Source organism: Streptomonospora arabica, from assembly GCF_039531585.1.
GTDB classification, from domain to species: domain Bacteria; phylum Actinomycetota; class Actinomycetes; order Streptosporangiales; family Streptosporangiaceae; genus Streptomonospora; species Streptomonospora halophila.
Window position 1 is genome coordinate 98,497 of sequence record NZ_BAAAQI010000009.1, and the last position, 19,662, is coordinate 118,158.

Genomic DNA, 19,662 nt, shown 5'->3' on the forward strand with positions numbered 1-19,662 from the left:
CGAGAATGCCCCCGGGGCCGGCGCCCTACGGGCCCGCCGGTCCGGACGGGCGTCGAGCCGGAGGGAAGGCGGCACATGAGCGAGGACGCGGCGGCGGGCGGGGCGCACGGCGATGGAGTGGACGGCGGGCCGGAACTGCTGGTGGAGCGGCGCGGCGGCGTGCTGGCGGTGACGTTCAACCGCCCTGCCCGCCGCAACGCCATGACCTGGGCGATGTACGACGGTTTGGCCGAGGCGTGCGAGCGGGCCGACGCCGACGACGACGTACGTGTCCTCCTGCTGACCGGCGCCGGGGGCGCCGCTTTCGTGGCCGGCACCGACATCGGCCAGTTCGCCGGGTTCGCCGACGGAGCCGACGGCGTCGCCTACGAGCAGCGCATCGGCGCCGTCATCGACCGCCTCACCGCGGTGCGCGTGCCCACGCTCGCGGCCGTGCGCGGCTACTGCGTGGGCGGCGGGCTGGCCATCGCCGCGGCCTGCGACCTGCGCATCGCCGCTCCGTCGGCCCGCTTCGGCGTGCCGATCGCGCGCACGCTCGGCAACTGCCTGGCCATGCCGGCCTTCGCGCTGCTGGCCGACCACCTGGGCACGGCGAGGACGCTGGACCTGCTGCTGACCGCGCGGATGCTCACCGCCGACGAAGCCCACGCCGCCGGGTTCGTCACCCGGCTGGCCGCGGAGGACTCGCTCGACGCCGGCGCGGAGGAGCTGACCGGCCGCCTCGCCGAGCACGCCCCGCTGAGCATGTGGGCGGCCAAGGAGTCGGCGCGGCGGCTGCGCGGCGCCGGTCTGCCCGCGGACCGCGACATCGTCGAGCGGGTCTACGGCAGCGAGGACTTCCGCAACGCGGTCGCCGCCTTCGCCGACAAGACCACCCCGACCTGGCGCGGCCGCTGACCCGCCCGAGCCTGCCCCGCGAAGCCCGCCGCAGCGCGGGGCCGGACGTCGGCCGACGCCGCGACGGCCGCCGGATCACCGGCCGCGGCGACGCTCCGGCCCGCCCCCGGCGGGGTGCGGCGGGTGCTGCCGCGCCGCGAACGGAACGCTGGCGCCGCCGGTCGAGGGCTCCGGGGCCGGTGGTGCCGGCTCGGGCCCACGAGGTCCGGGCCCGGCGGCGCCGGGCCGAAGGCCGGGCTGCCCTTGCGGTGTCGTCCGAGCGGTGACGGGGCGCGGTCGGCGCGGTCCCGCGCGCGGGACGGCACAATCGTGGGCGTGCGCAATGGTGCGGGGCATGAGGACCGGCTCGCGGACGCGGCCGGGATCGCGGCGGCCGTTGCACGGGGGCGGACGAGCGCCTCGGCGGCGGTCGCCGACGCGCTTGCCGCGATCCGGCGGCTGGACGGCAACACCAACGCCTTCTGCGCTGTCTGGGACGAATGGGCGCGTGAGCGAGCGGCCGCCGTCGACGCCGCGTTGGGGCGCGGCGCCGCCCTGCCCCTGGCCGGGGTACCCATCGGTGTGAAGCGGTCCGAGGGCATCGAGTCCTTCCAGGCACGCCGGCTGGTCGCGGCGGGAGCCGTGCCCGTGGGCGCGACCGCCGTGCCCGGTCCCGGAACCGAATGGAAGACCTGGGGCGCGACCGACCGGGGCACGACGGCCAATCCGCGCCGCTCCGGGGCCAGCCCGGGCGGGTCGTCCGCGGGTTCGGGTGCGGCGGTGGCGGCGGGCATGGTGCCGATGGCCACGGCCAGCGACGGCGCCGGCTCCACCCGCATCCCCGCCGCGTGGTGCGGCGTGGTCGGGTACAAGCCCACGACGGGCCTGCTGCCCTCCCGCGACGCCGCAGGACTGACGGTCGGCGGCCCCATCGCCCGCAGCGTGGCCGACATCGCGCTCTACCGCCGCGCGGTCCTGGGGGACGGCGAAGCCCGGGACGCCTCCCGCTCGGCGGGCGGCCGCCGGCGCCGCCTGCGGGTCGCGTGGTCGGCGACCCTGGGCTTCAACCGGGTCCACGCGGGCGTGGCCGCGGCCGCCACCCGTGCGCTGGGCGAGTGGGAGCGGTGCGCAGGGGTCGAGGTGAACGAGGCCGGCCTCGCCCTCGACGACCCGGCCGAGCAGTGGCGTGCCCTGCGCTCCCGTCCGCAGGGCACCCCGTGCGGCGACCGCAACGCCGCGCGCCTTGCGGAGCTGTTCGCCGGATTCGACCTGCTGGCCACTCCGACCACCCCGAACCCGCCGCACGGACCCGGCGGACCGGGCGACGCGATGAGCGTGGGGCTGACCTGGCTGTTCAACATCACCGGCCATCCGGCCGTCAGTCTGCCGACCGCGGCGCCGGCCGACTGCGGCCCCGTCGGCCTCCAGCTGATCGCCGGTCTCCATGCCGACGCCGCCCTGCTCCGGGCGGCCGCGGACTACGAGCGGCGGGTGCTCGCGCCGACCTCGTGACTTCGGTGCTTCCGTTGTGCGAGCGCTGCTCGGGCTATGTCGGCGGTCGGCGAGGGCGGGGGCGCGGGGGCGCCGCGCGCGGTTCGGCGACGGCGGTCGGCGGAAAAGGGGGACGGGTGGTGGAGGACGGCCCGGCCGGATCGGCCGCTCAACGCCGGCCGGGTGTCACCAGTGGGCGAGGCCGGGAACGTTGTGGCGGAGGAGGCCGCGGAAGGCGAGCCGCTTCAGTTCGCCGCGCTCGGCCGGGGTGGCCGGGCGCAGGTGGGCGCCGGCCTCCAGCAGGTCGGCCCTGCGCGCCGAAGGCTCGGTGAACGGAGCCGCGACGCGCGTCGCGGCTCCGCCCCCGCGGACGAGCAGTTCGAGGCGGCCGGTCGTGTCGCGGTGCAGCACGCCGACCCCGTGGCGCTCGCAGGCGCCGCCACCCTCGGAGCACGGGTCGCCGCCGGCGCCGTGGCCGGGACCGGTGGGGACCCGGACCTCCAGTTCGCCGCCGGACGGGCCGTCCGGGCGGTAGGTCAGCACCAGCGAGTCACCGCCGACCCAGACCTCCCGCAGCTCCCAGCGCGGATGCTCCAGGACCGGAACGGCGCCGTCAGCGGACTCCACGGCCGCCGCGGCCTCGCCCCGCATTCCGCCGAGGAAGGCCGCGGCGCAGCCGGCCGCCAGGACCAGCAGCGCCAGCGCACTGCCGGCGGCCGCCCAGCGCAGCGGGGCTCGCCGCTGCGCCAGGTGCACGACCAGCACGAACGCTCCCGCGCTCAGCGCAGCGCTCAGCGCGAACGTCGCCGGGTCCGGCGGCTGCCACGCCCTCCACACCGACCAGACCGCCGTCGGGCAGGCCAGCAGCAGTGCCACCGCGGCCGCCGCCCCGCCGTGTGCCGCACCCCGGCGGCTCAGCAGGCGGCCGACCGCCAGGGCTCCCCCGAGGGGGACCGCCGCCGAGAACAGGACGACCCAGGCGGCCTCCTGGAGTGTGTGGGAGTAGGCCCGCCAGAACAGGTGCTGGACGCCGATACCGGAGACGGCGAGCACGACCGGCCACGCCGCACCCGCGGCGGCCGCGGTGGCGACCTGCCCCCGCGGGACCGGCGCCCGCGCGGTCCGCCGCCGCCCCGCCGGCCCGCCGGCCCCGTCCGCGATGCCGGCACCCACCGCTCGTCCCGCCCGTCCGCGCTGCATTCCGGGTTCGATGCGCGCGGCGGCGGGGCGGTTCCGACGCTTCGGGGACGCCGCCGGCGGCGAAGCGCCCGGCCTCCGGCCGGCCGTTCGGCCGAGCGGAGGCCGCGGGCGGGGCGGGCAAGAGCAGAGGAGAACCGCACCGGGGCCGGACGCTGTTGCCGTCCGGCCCGGGTCGGCGCGCCGACCCCGCGGTAGGCCGCCGACGCCGGCGAGTCCCGGACCGTCCGCGTCGGCGGATCCGCTCGATGCGGCCCTCGGCGGAGGCGCCCGGCCCGTCCGGCTTTCGCCGCGGGCGGGCGCTCGCGCGAGGAGCGTGTGGGGGTGCGCCCGCGGTGCGCGGCCGCCCACACTGGCCCGCGGGGCGAAGGTGTTAGCACCCGGCGGGTTGCATGTCCGGCTACCCGAGCTCCCCGCGGCGGAAACCGAAACTCCGCAGGTACCTCGCACCTCCCTCTCCGCGGGCGGTCGGGCGGGGCGGGGGAACGCCGAGGCGGTCTGCTGCGTCCAAGCGGGCGTCGGTGCAGGAACCTCGGAAAGGGCGGGCATGAAGCGGTACTCGGGACCATCCGGATCCTCCGACAGCGGGGCGCGGCGCGGCCTCGCCATCGTGTTCGCCATACCGTGCGGCATCGCCGCACTCGTGCTCCTGATCATCGGCGGGATCTTCACGCTGGTCGCGCAGGCCGACTACAGCGGGCACACGGGACGGGCCGAGGCCGTGGTCAGCACCGTCGAGGTCGAGCGGGACACCGTCGGCTCCGGCGACGACGGCCAGGGCAGCGACGACGTGGACATCACCGTCTACGTCGACTACAGCGCCGAGGGTGTCGAGTACAGCGACGTCAAGCTGAACGGACTGAACCCGGACGACCACGCCGAGGGCGAGCGGCTGACCGTCGCCTACGACCCCGCCGCCCCCGGCGACCCCGTGACGGTGGAGAGCACCGAGGAGGGCGCCTTCGACGTGTTCCTGTGGTTGGGCGTCGGCATGCTGGCCGCGGGCGGGCTCGCCGGCCTCGTCGGACTGGTCCTGGTCGTCGTCGCGGCCCGCGGCTGACACCGGCGGGCGTGACCTCATCAGAGCCTGGCCGGAGGCCCCGTCATTGGCGTGTCCGCCCGGTCGGCGGGTGGCAGCCGCCCCAACCGGACCGGCGGAAAGGACGGACACCCGCACCGCGGCGGCCCCTCGACTCCGCCGGGCGGGCGCTGGGCTGCGCGCAATCCGCGGCCACCGTCACGTCCGGGTCCGCTCGGGCATGAGGCGGGACAGCAGCCACGCCGCAGCGCCGCTGACCGCGCCGACCAGGACGCCGGTGACGACGCTGCTGACGAACGCGGCCGTGCGCACCACTGCGCTCTCCACCGCCGGAGGCAGGACGCCGGCGAGGCTGCCGCCCAGCTCCGGGGGCTGGCCCGCGAAGCTGTGGGTCCACAGCACCTGGTGCGCCGCTCCTAGCAGCAGGCCGTAGACCGCGCCCACCGCCAGCAGCGCGAGCACCGGCCGGGGCAGCCTGCCCAGTACCGCCACCGCGACCCACACCACCATGGGCGCGAAGACCAGGACCGTGTTCACGCCCGGCCCCACCAGGTCCAGGTCGTGGGCCACGGCGCGCGGCAGGCCCAGGGCGGCCAGCCCGAGCACCCCCCACCAGGGGATCCGCCGCCGTCCGCGCACCTCGCCGCCGCTGTCGCCGTCCACCGATGCCGCCCCCTTCCTCGCGTGCCGCAACCGCTCCGCCGGCCCGTGCCGGCCGTGCGCGCACCCGCCCGCGCAGCTCGCGCGGGCGGGCCTGGGCGCGCACAGGACGACGCTAGGGCGGCGGCACGCATCGGGGCGTCCGACTCCGCGCCCCATCCGGGCTACATCCCGCGATGTAGCGGGGCGGGCGCCGCTGCGCCCCGGGCGGCACGCTGCCCCGGAGCGCGGCGGGTCAGGCTCCCTGCACCACCGGGTTGGACAGCTCCCCGACCCCCGGGATGCGGCAGCCGGCGACGTCGCCCGGCGTGAGGTGCACCGCGCCGGGGGTGCCGGTGGAGAGGATGTCGCCGGGGAACAGCGGCATCACGCGGCTGTGGAAACCCACCAGGAACTCGGGGGAGTAGCGCATGTGGTCGACGGTGTTGACCCGCTCGTCGGAGCCGTTGAGCACCGTCGTCACGCTGAGCCGGCCGAGCGAGCCGGCCTCGGCCAGCGCGACCGACAGCGGCACGATCGCCGGGCCGAAGGAGAAGAACCCGGGGAAGTTCTTGCTGCGGGTCAGAAAGCGCGGATTGCGGGCCAGGATGTCCTCGGCGGTCTGGTCCAGGACCGTGCACACGCCCCACACGTGGCCGAGCGCGTCCTCGTCGCTCACGTCCCGGCACTCCCGGCCGATGATCAGCCCCAACTCGGCCTCGGCGGTGACCCGCCGGCTCTGGCCGGGCAGGGGGATCGCCTCGCCCGGCGCGATGATGGTGTGGTCGCCCTTCATGAAGGAGGCGGGCTCCTCGGGCACCGACTCGGTCAGGTCCGAGGCGTGCTCCACATAGTTCAGGCCGATGCCCCAGATCTTGCGCGGCCGGGTGTAGGGCGCGGCGAAGACGGTGCCCTCCACCGGGGAGAAGGCCGAATCGGGGGCCGAGCGGACGGCGGCGGCGAAGTCGGACTCGGCGACGCGCTCGACGACCTCCAGCGCGGTGGCGGGCGCGCCGGGGAGCACGTCGGCCGCGGCCGCGACGCCGCGTCCTCCGTCGACGACGACCGCGGCCTCACCGGCGGCGCTGCGTGCTGTGGCCAGGTACATGCGAACTCCCTAGGGTCGGGCGGCCCGCCGGCGACGGGCCTTCGGGGGGTGGCAGGCGGCGGTGGCCGCCTCCCGGTGCGGGGCCCGGCCGCGTCCGCGCGGACGCGGCCGGGCCGTCCGTGCGCCGGCGCACGGACGCGAGCGGGGGCGGGGGCGCCGCCTCAGGGCAGCGACGGCACGAGCCCGCCGTCGACCAGCAGGCTCTGTCCGGTGACGTAGCCGGCGCGCTCCTCAGCGAGGAAGCCGACCATGGCTCCGAGCTCCTCGGGGCGCCCGTAACGGCCCGCCGGGATCGCGGCCTCCGCGCCGCGCCGCACCTCCTCGGCGGTGGTGCCCTGGCGCTGGGCCTTGCGCTCGTCCAGCGTGCGCACCCGCCCGGTGTCGATGCGCCCGGGCGAGACCATGTTGACGGTGATGCCGTCCGGAGCGAGGTCGGTGGACAGCGACTTGACCAGGCCCGTGAGCGCGGGGCGGAAGACGTTGGACAGCACAAGACCGCCGATGGGGTGGCGGACGCTGGAGGAGCCGATGACCACGATGCGCCCGAACCCGCCTTCGCGCATCGCGGGAACGGCGGATCGGATCGCGGTGACCGCGCTGCGCAGCGTCAGCGCGTAGGCGGCGTCCCAGTCGTCCATGCTCACGTCGGCGAAGTCGCCGGGCGGAGGGCCTCCGGCGTTGACGACCAGCACGTCCAGTCGGCCGTAGCGCTGGACGGCCCCGTCGACCAGGCCCTCGACCTCCTCGGCGGACGAGACGTCGGCGCGCACGCCGGCCACGGCCTCGGGCCCGGCGACCGCGCCGAGCTCGGACACCGCCTCCTCCAGGCGCTCTGCGTCGCGGCCGCAGACGGTCACCCGCAGTCCGCCGCGCAGCAGCTCGGCCGCGCTGGCCTGGCCCAGGCCCCGGGTGCCGGCCATGACGACCGCCGTCCGGCGCGGGGCGTTCTCCTCTGCCATCGTGCTCCTTCGTGAATCGTGGACGTCTCGGTGGGCGGGCGCCCGGCGCGCCGGCCGCCCGCGTGCCCGGCCGCGGCGGTGACCGCGGATCCGGGAACGGTATAGCGTTCCACCGCCTCAGGGACGAAGCCGAACCCGGGCCCCGGCGTCTGCGGCGGCACCGGCTCGCCGCCGCGCACCTCGATCCGCGTGCTGAGCAGCCTGCGGAGGTCGAGCCTCCGGTCGTGTCGGGGGTCGAGGCCACCAGATGCGCGTGCAGGCCGTGGAACCGGTGCGGCGCCACGGGCACCGACCGTGGCCGGCGGCCGGTGCCGCGATCAGGCGGAACCCGGTGACCCCGCCGCAGACGGCGGTGCGGGTCTGCAGCGCATCCGCAGCTTCCTTCTCCGGCAGCTCCTTGTGCCGCCGGCGCCCGGCCCCGATCCCGCGGGTCGCCACCGGGTCCCGGAGGCGCGCGCGAGTCGGGCGCGGCGGCCACGCGCGCCTTTTCCGTCACGACGGCGGTGCCGCTCCCACCGGGCGTCTCCTCGGCCATCCCACTCACTCTCGACCCTCATCGCGCGAAAGGCGTCCCCTGCCCGGCGGGCCCGCGCCGGGCGTTCGACCGCCGTAGCGGGATTTGGCATTTGGTATTCCATATCCCCTTGTTGCGGTCCAGAGCGCAATGTACCGTGCGTCACATGGATGCGCTAGCCCCCATGCGTGCACACGGCCCCCTCAAGACCTCGCGGATGAGCGAGACCGCCTACGAGGCGATCGAGGGCGCCATCGTGCGCTGCGAACTGCCGCCGGGCACACCGCTGGTCGACCGCCAGCTCTCCGAGGCACTCGGGGTCAGTCGCACGCCCATCCGCGACGCGATGCAGAGCCTGGAGGCCGTCGGCCTCGCGATGCGCGTGCGGGGGCGCTACGCCGTCGCGGGCTTCGACGTCGAGGACGTCCGCGAGCTCTACCAGGTGCGCCGGCTGCTGGAACCGGCCGGTCTGGAGGAGCTGGCCCGCACCTGGGACGAGGAGACCGTCGACGAGCTCGCCGGCTTCTTCGACGAGGCGCAGCGGCCGGGTCCGCCGGGGCCCTACGAGGACTACCTCGCCCGCGACCACGCCTTCCACAAGCGCATCGTCTCGCTGACCGGCAACTCGCGGGTGAAGCGCTTCTACGCCGTGAACGAGAAGCAGATCAACCGCATCCGGCACTACCTCGCCCCGGGCTACGAGGGCCGGATGACCGAGGTCGTCAGCGAGCACAAGGAGGTCTGCGAAGCGATCGGCAGAAGGGACCTGACCGCGGCCCGCGCCGCGCTCATCGGCCATCTGGAGGCCGGCGAGGCGACGATGATCACGTTCCTGGCGCAGCAGCAGGAGCCGAACGAGGGCTGAGCTCGCGCCGGAGGCCGCATCCAACCCCCCGTTGCACGCGACTCCGTCCAGCACGGCGCCTCGGCCGAGGTGTGCCGCATTCCACGCAGGCGGGATCGCTGCGGCCCCGGTGCCGGCCCGGAGGCCACGGCGGCGCATCCCCGACCGGGAGTCGGTCCGCGCGTGAGCGTCCGCACCCCCACGATCGCCACACCGCCACATGAAAGCGGGGACAGCACATGACCGTCCGCAACGGGCACCTCCCGGGCGTCGAGCCCGGCGGACTGCGCGACCTTGCCGCCGCGGTGTTCACCGCCGCCGGGATGAGCGGCGACGACGCGGCGGCGACGGCCCGCCACCTGGTCGAGGCCGACCTGCGCGGAGTCGACTCCCACGGGGTCAGCCGCACCGCGGTCTACGTCCACCGGCTCCGCCGCGGCCTGGTCACCGCCCGGCCGCGGCGCCGGGTGGTGACCGAGACACCGGTGAGCGCCCTGCTGGACGCCGGCAACGGCCCCGGGATCGTCGCCGCCGAGCACGCCATGCGCACCGCCGCGGACAAGGCCGCCGCGACGGGGGTGGGCATGGTCAGCGTGCGCAACTCCAACCACTGCGGGATGCTCGCGCACTACACCGCCGCGGCCGCCCGCGAGGGGCTCGTCGCCCTGGCGACCACCAGCGCGCCCGCCGCGATGGCCCCGTGGGGCGCCAAGGACCCCTACTTCGGCACCAACCCGGTCTCCTACGCCGTGCCCGCGCCCGAGGGCCGGCCCGACATCGTCTTCGACATGGCCACCAGCCACGTCGCCAAGGGCAAGATCATTCTGGCCGGCAAGAACGGGCAGGAGATCCCGCTGGGGTGGGCGCTGGACGGCGCGGGCCGGCCCACGACCGACCCGGCGGCGGCGCTCGCCGGCAGCGTGCTGCCGGTGGGCGGGCCCAAGGGGTCGGGCCTGGCGCTGCTGGTGGAGGTGCTGTCCGCGCTGTTCTCGGGCGCCCACCACGGCCCGCACATCCCCCCGCTCTACGACAACGACGAGCATCCCCAGGGTCTCGGCCACTTCTTCCTGGCGATGAGCCCGGCCGTGTTCCTGCCGCAGGAGGAGTTCGCCGCGCGGGTGGGCCGCCTGGCCGACGAGGTGGCGGCGCTGTCGGCGGCCGAAGGCCACGAGCGCGTGTACCTGCCCGGCGAGCCCGAAGCCGAGCGCGCCGCGCACCGCCGCACCCACGGCGTCCCCTTGTCGGCCGAGGTGCGCGCGGAACTGCGCGCGGTCGCGCAGGAGCTGGGCGTCGCCCCCGCGCTGACGGCGGTCCTGGACGGTGCCGCCCCCGCTTAGGTGCCACCAGGGGCCCAAGGCGCCCAGCACGGGGCGCGGCAGTGCCGCCGGTAGGCGCAGCGAGGAGCTGTTCTCCGAGGAGGGGGTCGCGGGGCGGGGTTCACCGACCGGGCGATGACACGTCCACGGGGCTGGACGACGCGAGCATCCGGCGCCCGCTCGTCGACGCGGGTCCCGTCGGCGGCCCGCGGATGCCCCACCGGCCCCGGCTCGCTGCGAGCAGCAGCCGGGCGCCCGGCTCGCGGTGCGCAAGGACGGGCTGATGCGGCGCGGCATCCTCGCCGACGACGCACAGCGGCGCCCCTCGGCGCCGCCGACGCCCGCGGAGGCCGACCACCTGCTCACGCGCCTGGCGCGGAAGGACCGGCGGGCCGCGGCGGTGCTCCGGTGGCACGGGCTTCCCCGACTCGGGGAGGCCCGCCGCGGCGGGACCGGAACGCGGCCGGTCCCGCTTGCGCCGAAGCCGCCCCGCCCCCGCCGCGGGCCGCTCGCACGCGGCGGGCGGGACGCCTCAGTCCCGCGGGCCGCCGCTCCCGGCGCCCGCGGGCGCCGGGCCGCTGTCGTCGCGGTGCTCGTGGCCCCAGGTCACCAGCGGCTCCAGGGCGTCCAGCAGGCCCCGGCCGCGCGGCGAGGGCCGGTAGAGGATCTGCACCGGGGTGGTGGGCACCACCTCGCGTTCGAGCAGGCCCAGCGACTCCAGCTCCTTCAGCCGCTGGGAGAGCATCCGGTCGGAGATGGCACCGATGAACCTGCGGTACTCGCTGAAGCGCTGCGCCCCGCGCGCGCCGGCGAGCAGGATCACCCCCATCCAGCGGCGCCCGACGAGCTCCAGCACCTCCTGGAAGACGTCGCAGTCCTGGTCGTGGGCAATGTGGGAGGGCGCGGCGGCCGGGGCTCCGGCGCCGCCGTCTCCGGCAACTGCTGAGATAGTCACATACTCAAAATAAGTAGCTAACCTGAGTCTGGCAAGGGGGTCGGGCTCGGCGGCGCGGCCGTGCGCCGCGAACCCGCGGAGCGCCCGCATCGGCCGCATTCGGGTCGCTGACCGTGCACCCGCGGCCCCGGGACCCTGGGGGCCCGCCGGGGTCGGCACCGCCCGTCGCGCGGGTGCGGAAACGCCGCCCGGACAGAGCGCCGCGGCCGCCGACCGGCCCCTGTTCAAGAAGGCGCGTGTGCCGGGCGTGACCGGCATGTCAAAGCTGCACATGAACGAGGCCTCCGGTAAACGGGACAACGACCAAGCAGCCCGTATACGGAGACCTCGGTGGCCAGGGTACCGATCGGAGGACGCAAAGACCTCGGCGCCAAGCAGTGGCGCACCCTGCGCCCGCTGCTGCCCGCAGCAACGGGGCGCGGCAGGCCGGCCAGATGGAGCCGCCGGCAACCGCCGGACGGCATCGGATGGCGCAGCCGTGTCGGCGCGCCCCCGGGGCGACGTTCCGAACGCTACGGCCACTGCCAGTCGATCTATGCGCTGCTGCGGCGCCGGCAGCGCGCGGGAGAGCGCGGGCCGCCGCTCTCACGCGCCGGGCCGGAAGCGGTCCCGCTCCGCCGTCGCCTCGCGTTCCGCCGCGTCCGCGCCGTGCGAGAGCGCGCGCAGCGCCGGTGCCGCCAGCGCCGTGCCGAGCACGATCACGGTGCCCGCCGCCAGCGACGGCAGCCGCAGGTCGACGCGACCCAGCAGCCCGCCCAGAACGGCGCCCAGCGGTGCCGCGCCCTGCCCGACCGTCTGGATGCAGGACAGCGCGCGTCCCAGCAGGGCGCCCGGGACGACCAGTTGCCAGATCCCCGCCGCGACCACGTTGACCACGGCCGCGGCGAACGCGAGAGCGCACCACGCCAGCCCGGCGGTCACGGCGCCGGGGGAGAGCGCGAACGTGGCCGAGAGCGCTCCCAGCGCACCGAAGGCCAGCACGCAGGTGGCGAACCTCCCCAGGCGGCGGACCAGTCCGCCGGTGGAAGCGGCACCGAGCACGCCGCCCGCCGCCGCGGACGACAGGAAGAGGCCGTAGAAGGCCTCGGGGACACCGAAGCGGTCCTGGACCAGCAGGACGAGGACGACCGACTGGGCCGTCATCGCCGCGTTCACTAGCGCGAGCAGCAGCGCGACGCTGCGGAACCCGCGCCTGCCGAACACCGCGCCCAGTCCCGCTCCCAAATCGCCGGCGACCGACCGGAGGCCGGCGCCGGAGCGTGCGGGCACCCCCGGCTCTGCCGGGCGGCGCACCGCCGCCGGCAGGCCCAGCAGCACGAGCGCGCCGACCAGGTAGGCGCCCGCGTTGAGGGCCAGCGGCAGCGCCGCCGCGACGGCGAAGAGCAGTCCGGCCAGGGAGGCTCCGGCGAAATGCTCGGCGACGAGCTTGCCGCCCTGCAGCCGGCCGTTGGCCCGGTCCAGCGTCCCGGCGGGCACCACCTCCGGCAGCGCGGCCCGCCCCGAGAGGTCGTAGAACACCTCGCAGAGCATCGCGGCGAACATGACGGCGTACAGCCACCAGACGGTGGCCTGACCCGCGCCGACCAGGACGGCCAGCAGCGCGAGCGCGCAGCACCGCACCGTGTTGGCCGCGGCCATCAGCCGCACGCGGTCCACGCGGTCCACGACGACGCCCGCGAACAACCCGAACAGAAGCCACGGCAGGAACCGCGCGATCGCCAGCCCGGAGATCTGGAGCGGGTCGTCGGTCAGCGTCGCCGCCGCCAGCGGCAGCGCCGTGAGCATGACGCCGTCGGCGAGGTTGCTGGAGAGTGCGCCGGTCCAGAACCGGCGGAAGTCCCGCCCCAGAGCGACTGCGCCGCCTCCGCGGCCGCCCGGCGCGCCCCGCGCGGCGGGAGCTGCGCCGCCTTTCTGCGGGCGGGACCTTCTCCTGTTGAACACGACGAGCGCCGATTATCCGCCATCGGACTCCCCGACAACAAGAGCGCCGGTAGCCGCCGCCGGCGAGGCGGTCGAGGCCGGTGAAAGTCCGCTGTGCGGACCGGCGGAACCGCCGGACCCGGGGCTCGCGGGTGTCGATGCGGCCGAGCGCGAGGAGCCGACCGCGCCGCCGCGTCTCGTCGCGAGACGGCCGAGAGGGGCCGCCCCAGAGCGGGCCTGCGATGGTCGCGGTGCGCGATCGGCGGGGCTTACCCGGCGGACGGCGCGGGGGCCTCGGCGGCGTCCCGCGCCAGCGCCGCCAGCCACCCCGGCGCGTCCGGCTCCCGCAGTACGGCGCAGAGCGCTCCCCGGAGACGGCGGCGGTTGCGGCCCGAGCCGGCCGACGCCGCCTTCGGCGGGAGGGCCGCCAGGAGCGGTTCGCACTCTCGCCATGCCCCAGCCGCCGTGTACGCCCGCAGCAGGGACACCTGATGGTGGAGAGCCGCCCTGCCGTCCGGGTGCTGCGCGGCGGCGGCCGCCGCCGCGTGTTCGAGCTTCGGCAGGGCCGCGCCGGGGTTGTCCAGGGCGAGCAGCGCCTCGCCCTCGTGCCCGCTCAGCTCGCCGTCGTCGACCCACCACGTCCACGCCGGATCCCGGCTCGTGAGCGAGTCGCTCAGAGCCGAACGCGCACGGCCGAGCTCGGTCGCGGCGCCCCGGCCGTCGCCCATCCGGGCGAGTGCCCTTCCCCGGCGGATGCGTGCCAGCAGTGCTACGCGAGGCGGGATTCCGGACCGGCTCAGCAGTTCGTCCGCGATACCGAGCGACTCCCCGGGGCGGCCGGCCTCCGCCTCCAGCAGCGCCAGGTTCGTCAGCGCGAAGTGCTCCATGGAGCGGTCGCCGGCGTGGCGCGCGAGGACGCGGGCCTCCAGCGTCGCCCTGCGTGCGGCGCCCTGCTCGCCGGCGTCGAACAGCAGCCACCCCGCGAGTTCGGCCGCCTCGGCCGCCGAGGCCAGGTGGTCCCGCCGGTACGGCTCGCGGACGGCGCCGGAGGCCAACCGGTGGTGCGCACCGCGCCAGAGGCGCACGGCGGCGGGAGCGGTCGCCTCCCCTCCATGGCGGCTCTCCTGAGCGACGAGGCGGTCGACGGTCGCCCGCATGTGCTCCATCTCGCGCATGTGGCGGGCGAGGCCTCGGGGGGACCGGCCGCACTCGTGCTTCGCGCGGCGGACGGGGATGCCGAAGTCGTCGGCCATAAGGCGGGGCTCCCGGGGTGGCGGCCGTTGCCTCCCAGCGTAGGCGGCCGGATCACCGCCGCACCGGCGGCCTCCGCCGCGGACGCAGCGGGACCGCGGCCGGAGCCGTGCGGATCGCGCGGCTCGCCGAGCGCGGCCGCGCCGGAACGGCGGGGCACATTCTCGGAAAAAAGCTCGGCTGGGGTGTCGATCCGGCGGGCGGCCGTTCGACGCACAGGGTGAGGGGCGGGGAGAGTCCCCGCCGAACGCGAACCGGGGAGCAGACCATGCCGCGCTTTTTGTCGATCAGCCGCCACGACGAGCAGAACCGTCCCACCGAGCCGCCCGCTCCCGAGCTGCAGCAGCGCATGGCCGAGCTGTACGAGGAGATCACCAAGGCGGGCGTCGTGCTGGACATGGCCGAGCTCGCGCCGACGTCCGAGGGGACCCGGGTCGCCTGGGTCGACGGCCGGGCCGAGTACACCGACGGCCCCTTCACCGAGAGCAAGGAGGTCGTCGGCGGCTACACCGTCATCCAGGCCAAGGACAAGGCCGAGGCCCTGGAGTGGACCCGGCGCTTCCTCGAGGTGCAGGGCCGGTACGAGCCCGGCACCACGGTCGAGGTCCGCGAGATCTCCGAGGGCTGAGCGCACGTGCTTGCCGCGCGCATCCGCCCCTGCTGAGATGGCGGCATGAGCACGGTGAGCACGGCCGAAGCGGTCGAGACGGTCTTCCGCATCGAGTCCGCGCGGATCATCGCCGGCGTCGCGCGCATCGTGCGCGACGTCGGCATCGCCGAGGAGATCGCGCAGGACGCCGTGGTCGCCGCGCTGGAGCAGTGGCCGGAATCGGGTGTCCCGGACAAGCCGGGCGCCTGGCTGACGGCCACCGCCAAGCACCGCGCCGTCGACCTGGTCCGCCGCAGGCAGACCTACGCCCGCAAGCTGGCCGAGGTCGGCCGGGCGCTGGAGGACCGCCCTCCCGCCGAGCCGCCCGACGCCGACGGCATCGACGACGACCTGCTGCGGCTGATCTTCACCGCCTGCCACCCCGTGCTCTCCGCCGAGGCGCGGGTGGCGCTCACCCTGCGGCTGCTGGGCGGGCTGACCACACGCGAGATCGCCCGCGCCTTCCTGGCCGCCGAGCCGACCGTCGCCCAGCGCATCGTGCGCGCCAAGCGCACACTGGCAGCGGCCGGGGTCCCCTTCGAGGTCCCCTGCCGCGCCGAGCGCGCCGAGCGGCTGGACTCGGTGCTGGAGGTGGTCTACCTCGTGTTCAACGAAGGCTACTCGGCGACGGCCGGAGACGACCTCGTGCGCCCGGGACTCTGCGAGGACGCGCTGCGCCTGGCCCGGGTGCTGGCCGGACTGATGCCCGATGAGCCCGAGGTGCACGGGCTGGCGGCGCTCCTGGAGTTCCAGGCCTCCCGCACCGCGGCCCGCACCGCCCCCGACGGCGCGCCGGTGCTGCTGGCCGACCAGAACCGCGCCAAGTGGGACCGGCTGCTGATCAGCCGCGGCTTCGAGTCGCTGCGGCGCGCCGGGACGGGGCCCTACGCGCTCCAGGCCGCGATCGCCGCCTGCCACGCCGGCGCGGCGTCCTACGCGGACACCGACTGGGCGGCGATCGCCTCGCTCTACGGGCGGCTGCTGGAGGTGCGGCCCTCTCCGGTGGTCGCGCTGAACCGGGCGGTCGCGGTGTCCCGGGCCCGCGGTCCGGAGGCGGGCCTGGCCCTCGTGGAGGAGCTGGCCGACGTGCCCGCCCTGCGCGACTACCACCTGCTGCCCAGCGTCCGCGCGGACCTGCTGCACGCGCTGGGCCGGACGGAGGAGGCCGGCGCCGAGTTCGCGCGGGCGGCGTCGCTGACCGCCAACGAACGCGAGCGCGCCCTCCTGCTGGAGCGCGCAGCCCGAGCCGAAGCGGCCGGAGGCCCTCCGGCGGGGGAGCGGCCGGCGTGACCGGCGCCGCGGGGCGGGTGCTCCACGACGACACCGGCGCGGCGGTGGTGCTCGCGCGCCCCCCGCGGCGGGTCGTCTCGCTCGTGCCCTCGCTCACCGAGGCGCTCGCGGCCGGTGCGCCGGACGTGTTGGCGGGCGCGACGCAGTGGTGCACGCACCCGCCGGAGCTCGGGGTCGCGCGGGTGCGCGGCACGAAGAACCCGGACCGCCGCGCGATCGCGGCGCTGGAGCCCGGCCTGGTGGTGGCCAACAAGGAGGAGAACCGCGAGCTGGACGTGCGCCGGCTGCGTGCGGCCGGTATCCCGGTATGGGTGACCGTGGTCGAGTCCGTCCCCCAGGCGCTGGCCTCCCTTGAGCGGCTGTTCACCCTGGCCCTGGACCGCCCGGCGCCCGACTGGCTGCGCAGCGCGCAGGACCTCTGGGACGGACCGCCGCCGCGTCCGCACGCCCGGGTCGCGGTGCCGGTCTGGCGCGACCCGTGGATGGCGGTGGGCTCGGCGACCTTCGCCGGCGACCTGCTCGCCCGCCTCGGCCTGGAGAACGTCCTCGCCCGCGACCCCGGCCGCTACCCCCGCGTCGACCCCGCCGAGCTGGACCGCGCCGGCCTCGACCTCGTGGTCCTGCCCGACGAGCCCTACCCCTTCACCGCCTCCGACGGCCCCGACGCCTTTCCAACGACGCCCGCCGCCCTCGTCGAAGGCCGCCTGCTCACCTGGTACGGCCCGTCCCTCGTCACCGCACGCACCGCGCTGCCGGGCCGCCTGCGCGCCCCGCGATAGCCGTACCTCCCGGGCTCCGCGCCCCGCTCAGCAGGTCGAGTGGAAGAGCCCGCCGACCGGCACGGTCGCGGCGAGGCGGTTGTAGATGCGGACGGCCTCGGTGGTCTCGGCGGTGTGCACCTCGACCGAGCGCGAGCGCAGCAGGTCGAGGGTGCGCGGGTCGACCTCCAGGCGGCCGTGCATGCCGCGCGAGAGGACCACCGCCGCGGCGCCGCGGTCCAGGAGCTCCTCGACGTCGGCGGGCTGGATGCCCGGGTGGTGGGCGGTGCCGGTCTCGTTCCAGTCCCAGGCGCGGCCGCCGCCGGGGTAGAGCTTGAAGTCCTTGCCCACGGTCGTCGGCGAGGGGCCGCCGCGGCCCTCCGCCGAGCCGGCGCGGGCGACCTCCATGCGGCCCCACGACAGCGACAGCACCCGCGGCGAAGCGGTCGGTGTATCCGCCATCTGCACTCACTCCCTCCGTCCGCTCGGCTCCCGGAACCCCGCCGCTGTCGGTGTCCGGCGATTCCGCGCCGCCGCCTGCGGGGCGCCCGCGGATCCGGCGGATTATGTTCGCGGAAGTCGCCCTATGCGCGGGAGCGGACCCGTACAGTTTCCCTCAGACAAGGCTGACGCGCCGTCGAGTCCGGCTGTTCCCCGCCCCCCGACAGTGAAAGAGCAGAATTCCGATGAGCGATGCCCTCAGGTTTCCCCCGACAGATCTGGACATGTCGAAGCCGACCATCGCCCGGGCCTACGACGCCCTGCTGGGCGGCAAGGACAACTTCGCCCCCGACCGCGAGCTCGCCGCCGCGGTGGAGGAGCTCAACCCCGGCATGACCGTACTCGCGATCGAGAACCGCGGGTTCCTCTCGCGCGGTGTCGAGTACGCGGCCGGCGAACTGGGCATCGGCCAGTTCCTCGACCTCGGCTCCGGGCTGCCCACCGTCGAGAACACCCACCAGGTCGCCCAGCGCAACTCTCCGGAGAACCGCGTCGTCTACGTCGACATCGACCCGATGGTGCTCGCCCACGCGCGCGCGCTGATGGTGGAGAACGAGACGACCACGGTGATCACCGCCGACCTGCGCGACGTCGACCAGGTCCTCGGCGACCCGGGCGCGCGCCGCCTCCTCAACTTCGACGAGCCGGTGTGCCTGATGCTGGTGTCGCTGCTGCACTGCATCCCCGACGAGGACGACCCCTTCGACCTCGTGCGGCGCTACCTGGAGCCCTTCCCGTCGGGATCGGCGCTGGTGTACTCGCACCTGTGCTCCGACATCGCCGAGCACGGCCGGCTCTTCACCGAGCGAGTCCACGCCTCGGGGGCGCCGTGGGGCCGGGTGCGCAGCCCCCGGGAGTGCGAGGCCGCGGTCGCCGGCCTGGAGCTCGTCTCGCCGTCCGTGGACGGCGCGGAGCCGGCGCGCCTGGTCGACTGCGACACCTGGCGCAAGCCGGGCACCGCCCCGGTCGACATCCCCGGCGAGGACAAGCGCATCTGGGAGCACGCCGGGGTCGCGATCAAGCCCTGAGGGCGAAGCACCCACGACGAAGGCCGGGCGCCGCGGCCGGTTCCGCCGCAGCGTCCGGGCGCCGGCCGGCCCACCCGGCGGACGCGGGCGGCGCACCCGCGTGCGCCGCCCGCGGCGGACGAGCCCGTCATGTGCGCACTAGTGCCCGCCTCTGCCGTGGCCGGGCCGGCCCGGCCACCACCGCTTCTCGTCCTTGAGCGTGTCGTACACCGCGAAGAAGGACTTCTTGCGGGTGAAGTCCTCGGTCATGACCGTGGCCGCGCCCTGGCCCTCGAAGAACACCGGCACCCAGGAGTACTTGTCGGTGAAGCCCCAGATCGTGAAGGAGTCGCAGCCCTCCACGTCCAGGCAGGCCGACAGTGCCTGCCGGTAGTAGTCGGCCTGGGTGTCCAGCTGCTCCGCGGTGGGCTCGCCGCTCTCCGGCAGGGTCATGCGCACGTCGATCTCGGTGATGGCGGTGCCCAGGCCCAGCTCGTCGAAGCGGCGCAGGTTCTCCTCCAGGCCGCCGGGGAACGGGTAGTCGAGGCTGAGGTGCGCTTGGGCGGAGAAGCCGTGCAGCGGGACTCCGTCGGCGAGCAGCTCTCGGGACAGCTCGTAGTAGGCGTCGCTCTTGGCGTTGACGCTCTCGACGCCGTAGTCGTTGAGGTACAGCTCGGCGTGCGGGTCGGCGCGGTGCGCCCAGCGGAACGCGTCGGCGATGACACCCGGGCCCAGCTCGCGCAGCCAGATGTTCTCCTCGGTCCGCAGGTTGCCCTCGGAGTCGAAGATCTCGTTGGCGACGTCCCACTGCTGGATGCGGCCCCTGTAGCGGCCGACGACGGTGGTGATGTGGTCGCGCAGGATGGACCGCAGCTCGGCGTCGGAGAAGTCGCCCTCCTCCAGCCACGCGGGGTTCTGGCTGTGCCAGAGCAGGGTGTGGCCGCGCACGACCTGGCCGTGGCGCCCGGCGAAGCGGACGATGCGGTCCGCCATCTCGAAGTCGTACTCGTCGCGCTCGGGGTGGATGTACTCCCACTTCATCTGGTTCTCGGGCGAGACCGAGTCGAACTGGCGCGCCAGCGTCCTGCGGTAGCGGCGGTCCGAGGTGAAGGGGTCCGGGTAGTCCTGTTCGAGGTGGTGGCCGCCTCCGGCGACCGCGGTACCGATGTGGAACCCGTGGGGTGCGGCCCAGCGCAGCCGCTCGGCCTTGCCGTGGGAGTGGTGGGGAGGCCAGTGGCGCTCGGCGGTGTCGGCGGAGGCCGCGGGGACGGCCGCCGGAACGGTCAGGGCGGCCGCGGCCAGGGCGGTGATGGCGAAGCGGATGGGTCTCATCTGGGGGATCTCCCAT

At 75.8% G+C, this 19,662-nt stretch carries 18 protein-coding genes; 9 read left to right on the forward strand and 9 right to left on the reverse strand.

Annotation, left to right across the window (positions count from 1 at the left end; translation table 11 throughout):
- Positions 1–75 precede the first annotated feature (75 nt).
- Both ABD284_RS16140 and ABD284_RS16145 read left to right on the forward strand, forming a co-directional pair.
- Positions 76–897 (forward strand): enoyl-CoA hydratase, encoded by an 822-nt coding sequence (locus ABD284_RS16140; RefSeq protein ID WP_344144148.1) that lies wholly within the window; start codon positions 76–78, stop codon positions 895–897.
- A gap of 315 nt (positions 898–1,212) precedes the next feature.
- Entirely contained in the window at positions 1,213–2,388 is a 1,176-nt protein-coding gene (locus tag ABD284_RS16145) for an amidase family protein (RefSeq protein WP_344144151.1), read from the forward strand.
- A 165-nt stretch (positions 2,389–2,553) separates the two neighbouring features.
- Here the strand turns inward: ABD284_RS16145 and ABD284_RS16150 are convergent, their stop codons facing one another.
- A complete protein-coding gene (locus ABD284_RS16150) occupies positions 2,554–3,567 on the reverse strand; it encodes a hypothetical protein (protein ID WP_344144153.1) in 1,014 nt (337 codons plus the stop codon).
- 607 nt (positions 3,568–4,174) lie between these two features.
- Here ABD284_RS16150 and ABD284_RS16155 point away from each other — a divergent pair.
- On the forward strand, positions 4,175–4,624 hold the full coding sequence (locus tag ABD284_RS16155; RefSeq protein WP_344144155.1) for a DUF3592 domain-containing protein: 450 nt from the start codon (positions 4,175–4,177) through the stop codon (positions 4,622–4,624).
- Between the two features lie 177 nt (positions 4,625–4,801).
- Here the strand turns inward: ABD284_RS16155 and ABD284_RS16160 are convergent, their stop codons facing one another.
- The 3 genes from ABD284_RS16160 to ABD284_RS16170 form a co-directional block, all read right to left on the reverse strand.
- A complete protein-coding gene (locus ABD284_RS16160; protein ID WP_344144157.1) occupies positions 4,802–5,266 on the reverse strand; it encodes a hypothetical protein in 465 nt (154 codons plus the stop codon).
- A gap of 232 nt (positions 5,267–5,498) precedes the next feature.
- A complete protein-coding gene (locus ABD284_RS16165; RefSeq protein ID WP_344144159.1) occupies positions 5,499–6,350 on the reverse strand; it encodes a fumarylacetoacetate hydrolase family protein in 852 nt (283 codons plus the stop codon).
- A 161-nt stretch (positions 6,351–6,511) separates the two neighbouring features.
- Positions 6,512–7,309 (reverse strand): SDR family oxidoreductase, encoded by a 798-nt coding sequence (locus tag ABD284_RS16170; protein WP_344144161.1) that lies wholly within the window; start codon positions 7,307–7,309, stop codon positions 6,512–6,514.
- 680 nt (positions 7,310–7,989) lie between these two features.
- Between ABD284_RS16170 and ABD284_RS16175 the strand changes: the two genes are divergently transcribed.
- Both ABD284_RS16175 and ABD284_RS16180 read left to right on the forward strand, forming a co-directional pair.
- On the forward strand, positions 7,990–8,688 hold the full coding sequence (locus ABD284_RS16175) for a GntR family transcriptional regulator (RefSeq protein ID WP_344144163.1): 699 nt from the start codon (positions 7,990–7,992) through the stop codon (positions 8,686–8,688).
- 218 nt (positions 8,689–8,906) lie between these two features.
- Positions 8,907–10,004, forward strand: coding sequence for an Ldh family oxidoreductase (locus ABD284_RS16180; RefSeq protein ID WP_344144165.1), 1,098 nt, complete (start codon positions 8,907–8,909; stop codon positions 10,002–10,004).
- Between the two features lie 511 nt (positions 10,005–10,515).
- Here ABD284_RS16180 and ABD284_RS16185 read toward each other — a convergent pair.
- From ABD284_RS16185 to ABD284_RS16195, 3 genes are all read right to left on the reverse strand, one after another.
- Complete coding sequence (locus ABD284_RS16185; RefSeq protein WP_344144167.1) at positions 10,516–10,938, reverse strand: winged helix-turn-helix transcriptional regulator; 423 nt, start codon at positions 10,936–10,938, stop codon at positions 10,516–10,518.
- Positions 10,939–11,523: 585 nt separating this feature from the next.
- Positions 11,524–12,879 carry an MFS transporter gene (locus tag ABD284_RS16190; protein WP_344144170.1) on the reverse strand — a complete coding sequence of 452 codons (1,356 nt, stop codon included), beginning with the start codon at positions 12,877–12,879 and terminating at the stop codon, positions 11,524–11,526.
- Between the two features lie 248 nt (positions 12,880–13,127).
- Positions 13,128–14,111, reverse strand: a complete 984-nt coding sequence (locus ABD284_RS16195) for an NsdA family TPR-like regulatory protein (RefSeq protein WP_344144172.1) — start codon at positions 14,109–14,111, stop codon at positions 13,128–13,130.
- A gap of 266 nt (positions 14,112–14,377) precedes the next feature.
- On the opposite strand from ABD284_RS16195, the gene ABD284_RS16200 reads away from it, so the two are divergent.
- Genes ABD284_RS16200 through ABD284_RS16210 form a run of 3 tightly spaced genes read left to right on the forward strand, consistent with a single transcriptional unit; the run spans position 14,378 to position 16,827 of the window.
- Entirely contained in the window at positions 14,378–14,737 is a 360-nt protein-coding gene (locus ABD284_RS16200; protein WP_344144174.1) for a YciI family protein, read from the forward strand.
- A 45-nt stretch (positions 14,738–14,782) separates the two neighbouring features.
- Positions 14,783–16,048, forward strand: a complete 1,266-nt coding sequence (locus ABD284_RS16205; protein WP_344144176.1) for an RNA polymerase sigma factor — start codon at positions 14,783–14,785, stop codon at positions 16,046–16,048.
- Positions 16,045–16,827: a helical backbone metal receptor gene (locus ABD284_RS16210; protein ID WP_344144178.1), complete on the forward strand. Its 783-nt coding sequence runs from the start codon at positions 16,045–16,047 to the stop codon at positions 16,825–16,827. The genes ABD284_RS16205 and ABD284_RS16210 overlap by 4 nt, the downstream gene beginning before the upstream one ends.
- 27 nt (positions 16,828–16,854) lie before the next feature.
- Here ABD284_RS16210 and ABD284_RS16215 read toward each other — a convergent pair whose 3' ends face one another.
- Positions 16,855–17,268 carry an Mth938-like domain-containing protein gene (locus ABD284_RS16215; protein WP_344144181.1) on the reverse strand — a complete coding sequence of 138 codons (414 nt, stop codon included), beginning with the start codon at positions 17,266–17,268 and terminating at the stop codon, positions 16,855–16,857.
- A 224-nt stretch (positions 17,269–17,492) separates the two neighbouring features.
- On the opposite strand from ABD284_RS16215, the gene ABD284_RS16220 reads away from it, so the two are divergent.
- Entirely contained in the window at positions 17,493–18,335 is an 843-nt protein-coding gene (locus ABD284_RS16220) for an SAM-dependent methyltransferase (RefSeq protein ID WP_344144183.1), read from the forward strand.
- A 138-nt stretch (positions 18,336–18,473) separates the two neighbouring features.
- Here the strand turns inward: ABD284_RS16220 and ABD284_RS16225 are convergent, their stop codons facing one another.
- The gene (locus ABD284_RS16225; RefSeq protein WP_344144185.1) at positions 18,474–19,646 is read right to left on the reverse strand and encodes an endo-1,4-beta-xylanase; all 1,173 of its coding nucleotides are present in this window, start codon (positions 19,644–19,646) and stop codon (positions 18,474–18,476) included.
- Positions 19,647–19,662 lie beyond the last annotated feature (16 nt).

Bases quoted from the DNA above. Each gene is read 5' to 3' on its own strand.
- ABD284_RS16140 (WP_344144148.1), top strand. From the start codon at position 76: ATGAGCGAGGACGCGGCGGCGGGCGGGGCGCACGGCGATGGAGTGGAC.
- ABD284_RS16150 (WP_344144153.1), bottom strand. From the start codon at position 3,567: ATGCAGCGCGGACGGGCGGGACGAGCGGTGGGTGCCGGCATCGCGGAC.
- ABD284_RS16165 (WP_344144159.1), bottom strand. From the start codon at position 6,350: ATGTACCTGGCCACAGCACGCAGCGCCGCCGGTGAGGCCGCGGTCGTC.
- ABD284_RS16170 (WP_344144161.1), bottom strand. From the start codon at position 7,309: ATGGCAGAGGAGAACGCCCCGCGCCGGACGGCGGTCGTCATGGCCGGC.
- ABD284_RS16175 (WP_344144163.1), top strand. From the start codon at position 7,990: ATGGATGCGCTAGCCCCCATGCGTGCACACGGCCCCCTCAAGACCTCG.
- ABD284_RS16180 (WP_344144165.1), top strand. From the start codon at position 8,907: ATGACCGTCCGCAACGGGCACCTCCCGGGCGTCGAGCCCGGCGGACTG.
- ABD284_RS16195 (WP_344144172.1), bottom strand. From the start codon at position 14,111: ATGGCCGACGACTTCGGCATCCCCGTCCGCCGCGCGAAGCACGAGTGC.
- ABD284_RS16200 (WP_344144174.1), top strand. From the start codon at position 14,378: ATGCCGCGCTTTTTGTCGATCAGCCGCCACGACGAGCAGAACCGTCCC.
- ABD284_RS16205 (WP_344144176.1), top strand. From the start codon at position 14,783: ATGAGCACGGTGAGCACGGCCGAAGCGGTCGAGACGGTCTTCCGCATC.
- ABD284_RS16215 (WP_344144181.1), bottom strand. From the start codon at position 17,268: ATGGCGGATACACCGACCGCTTCGCCGCGGGTGCTGTCGCTGTCGTGG.
- ABD284_RS16220 (WP_344144183.1), top strand. From the start codon at position 17,493: ATGAGCGATGCCCTCAGGTTTCCCCCGACAGATCTGGACATGTCGAAG.
- ABD284_RS16225 (WP_344144185.1), bottom strand. From the start codon at position 19,646: ATGAGACCCATCCGCTTCGCCATCACCGCCCTGGCCGCGGCCGCCCTG.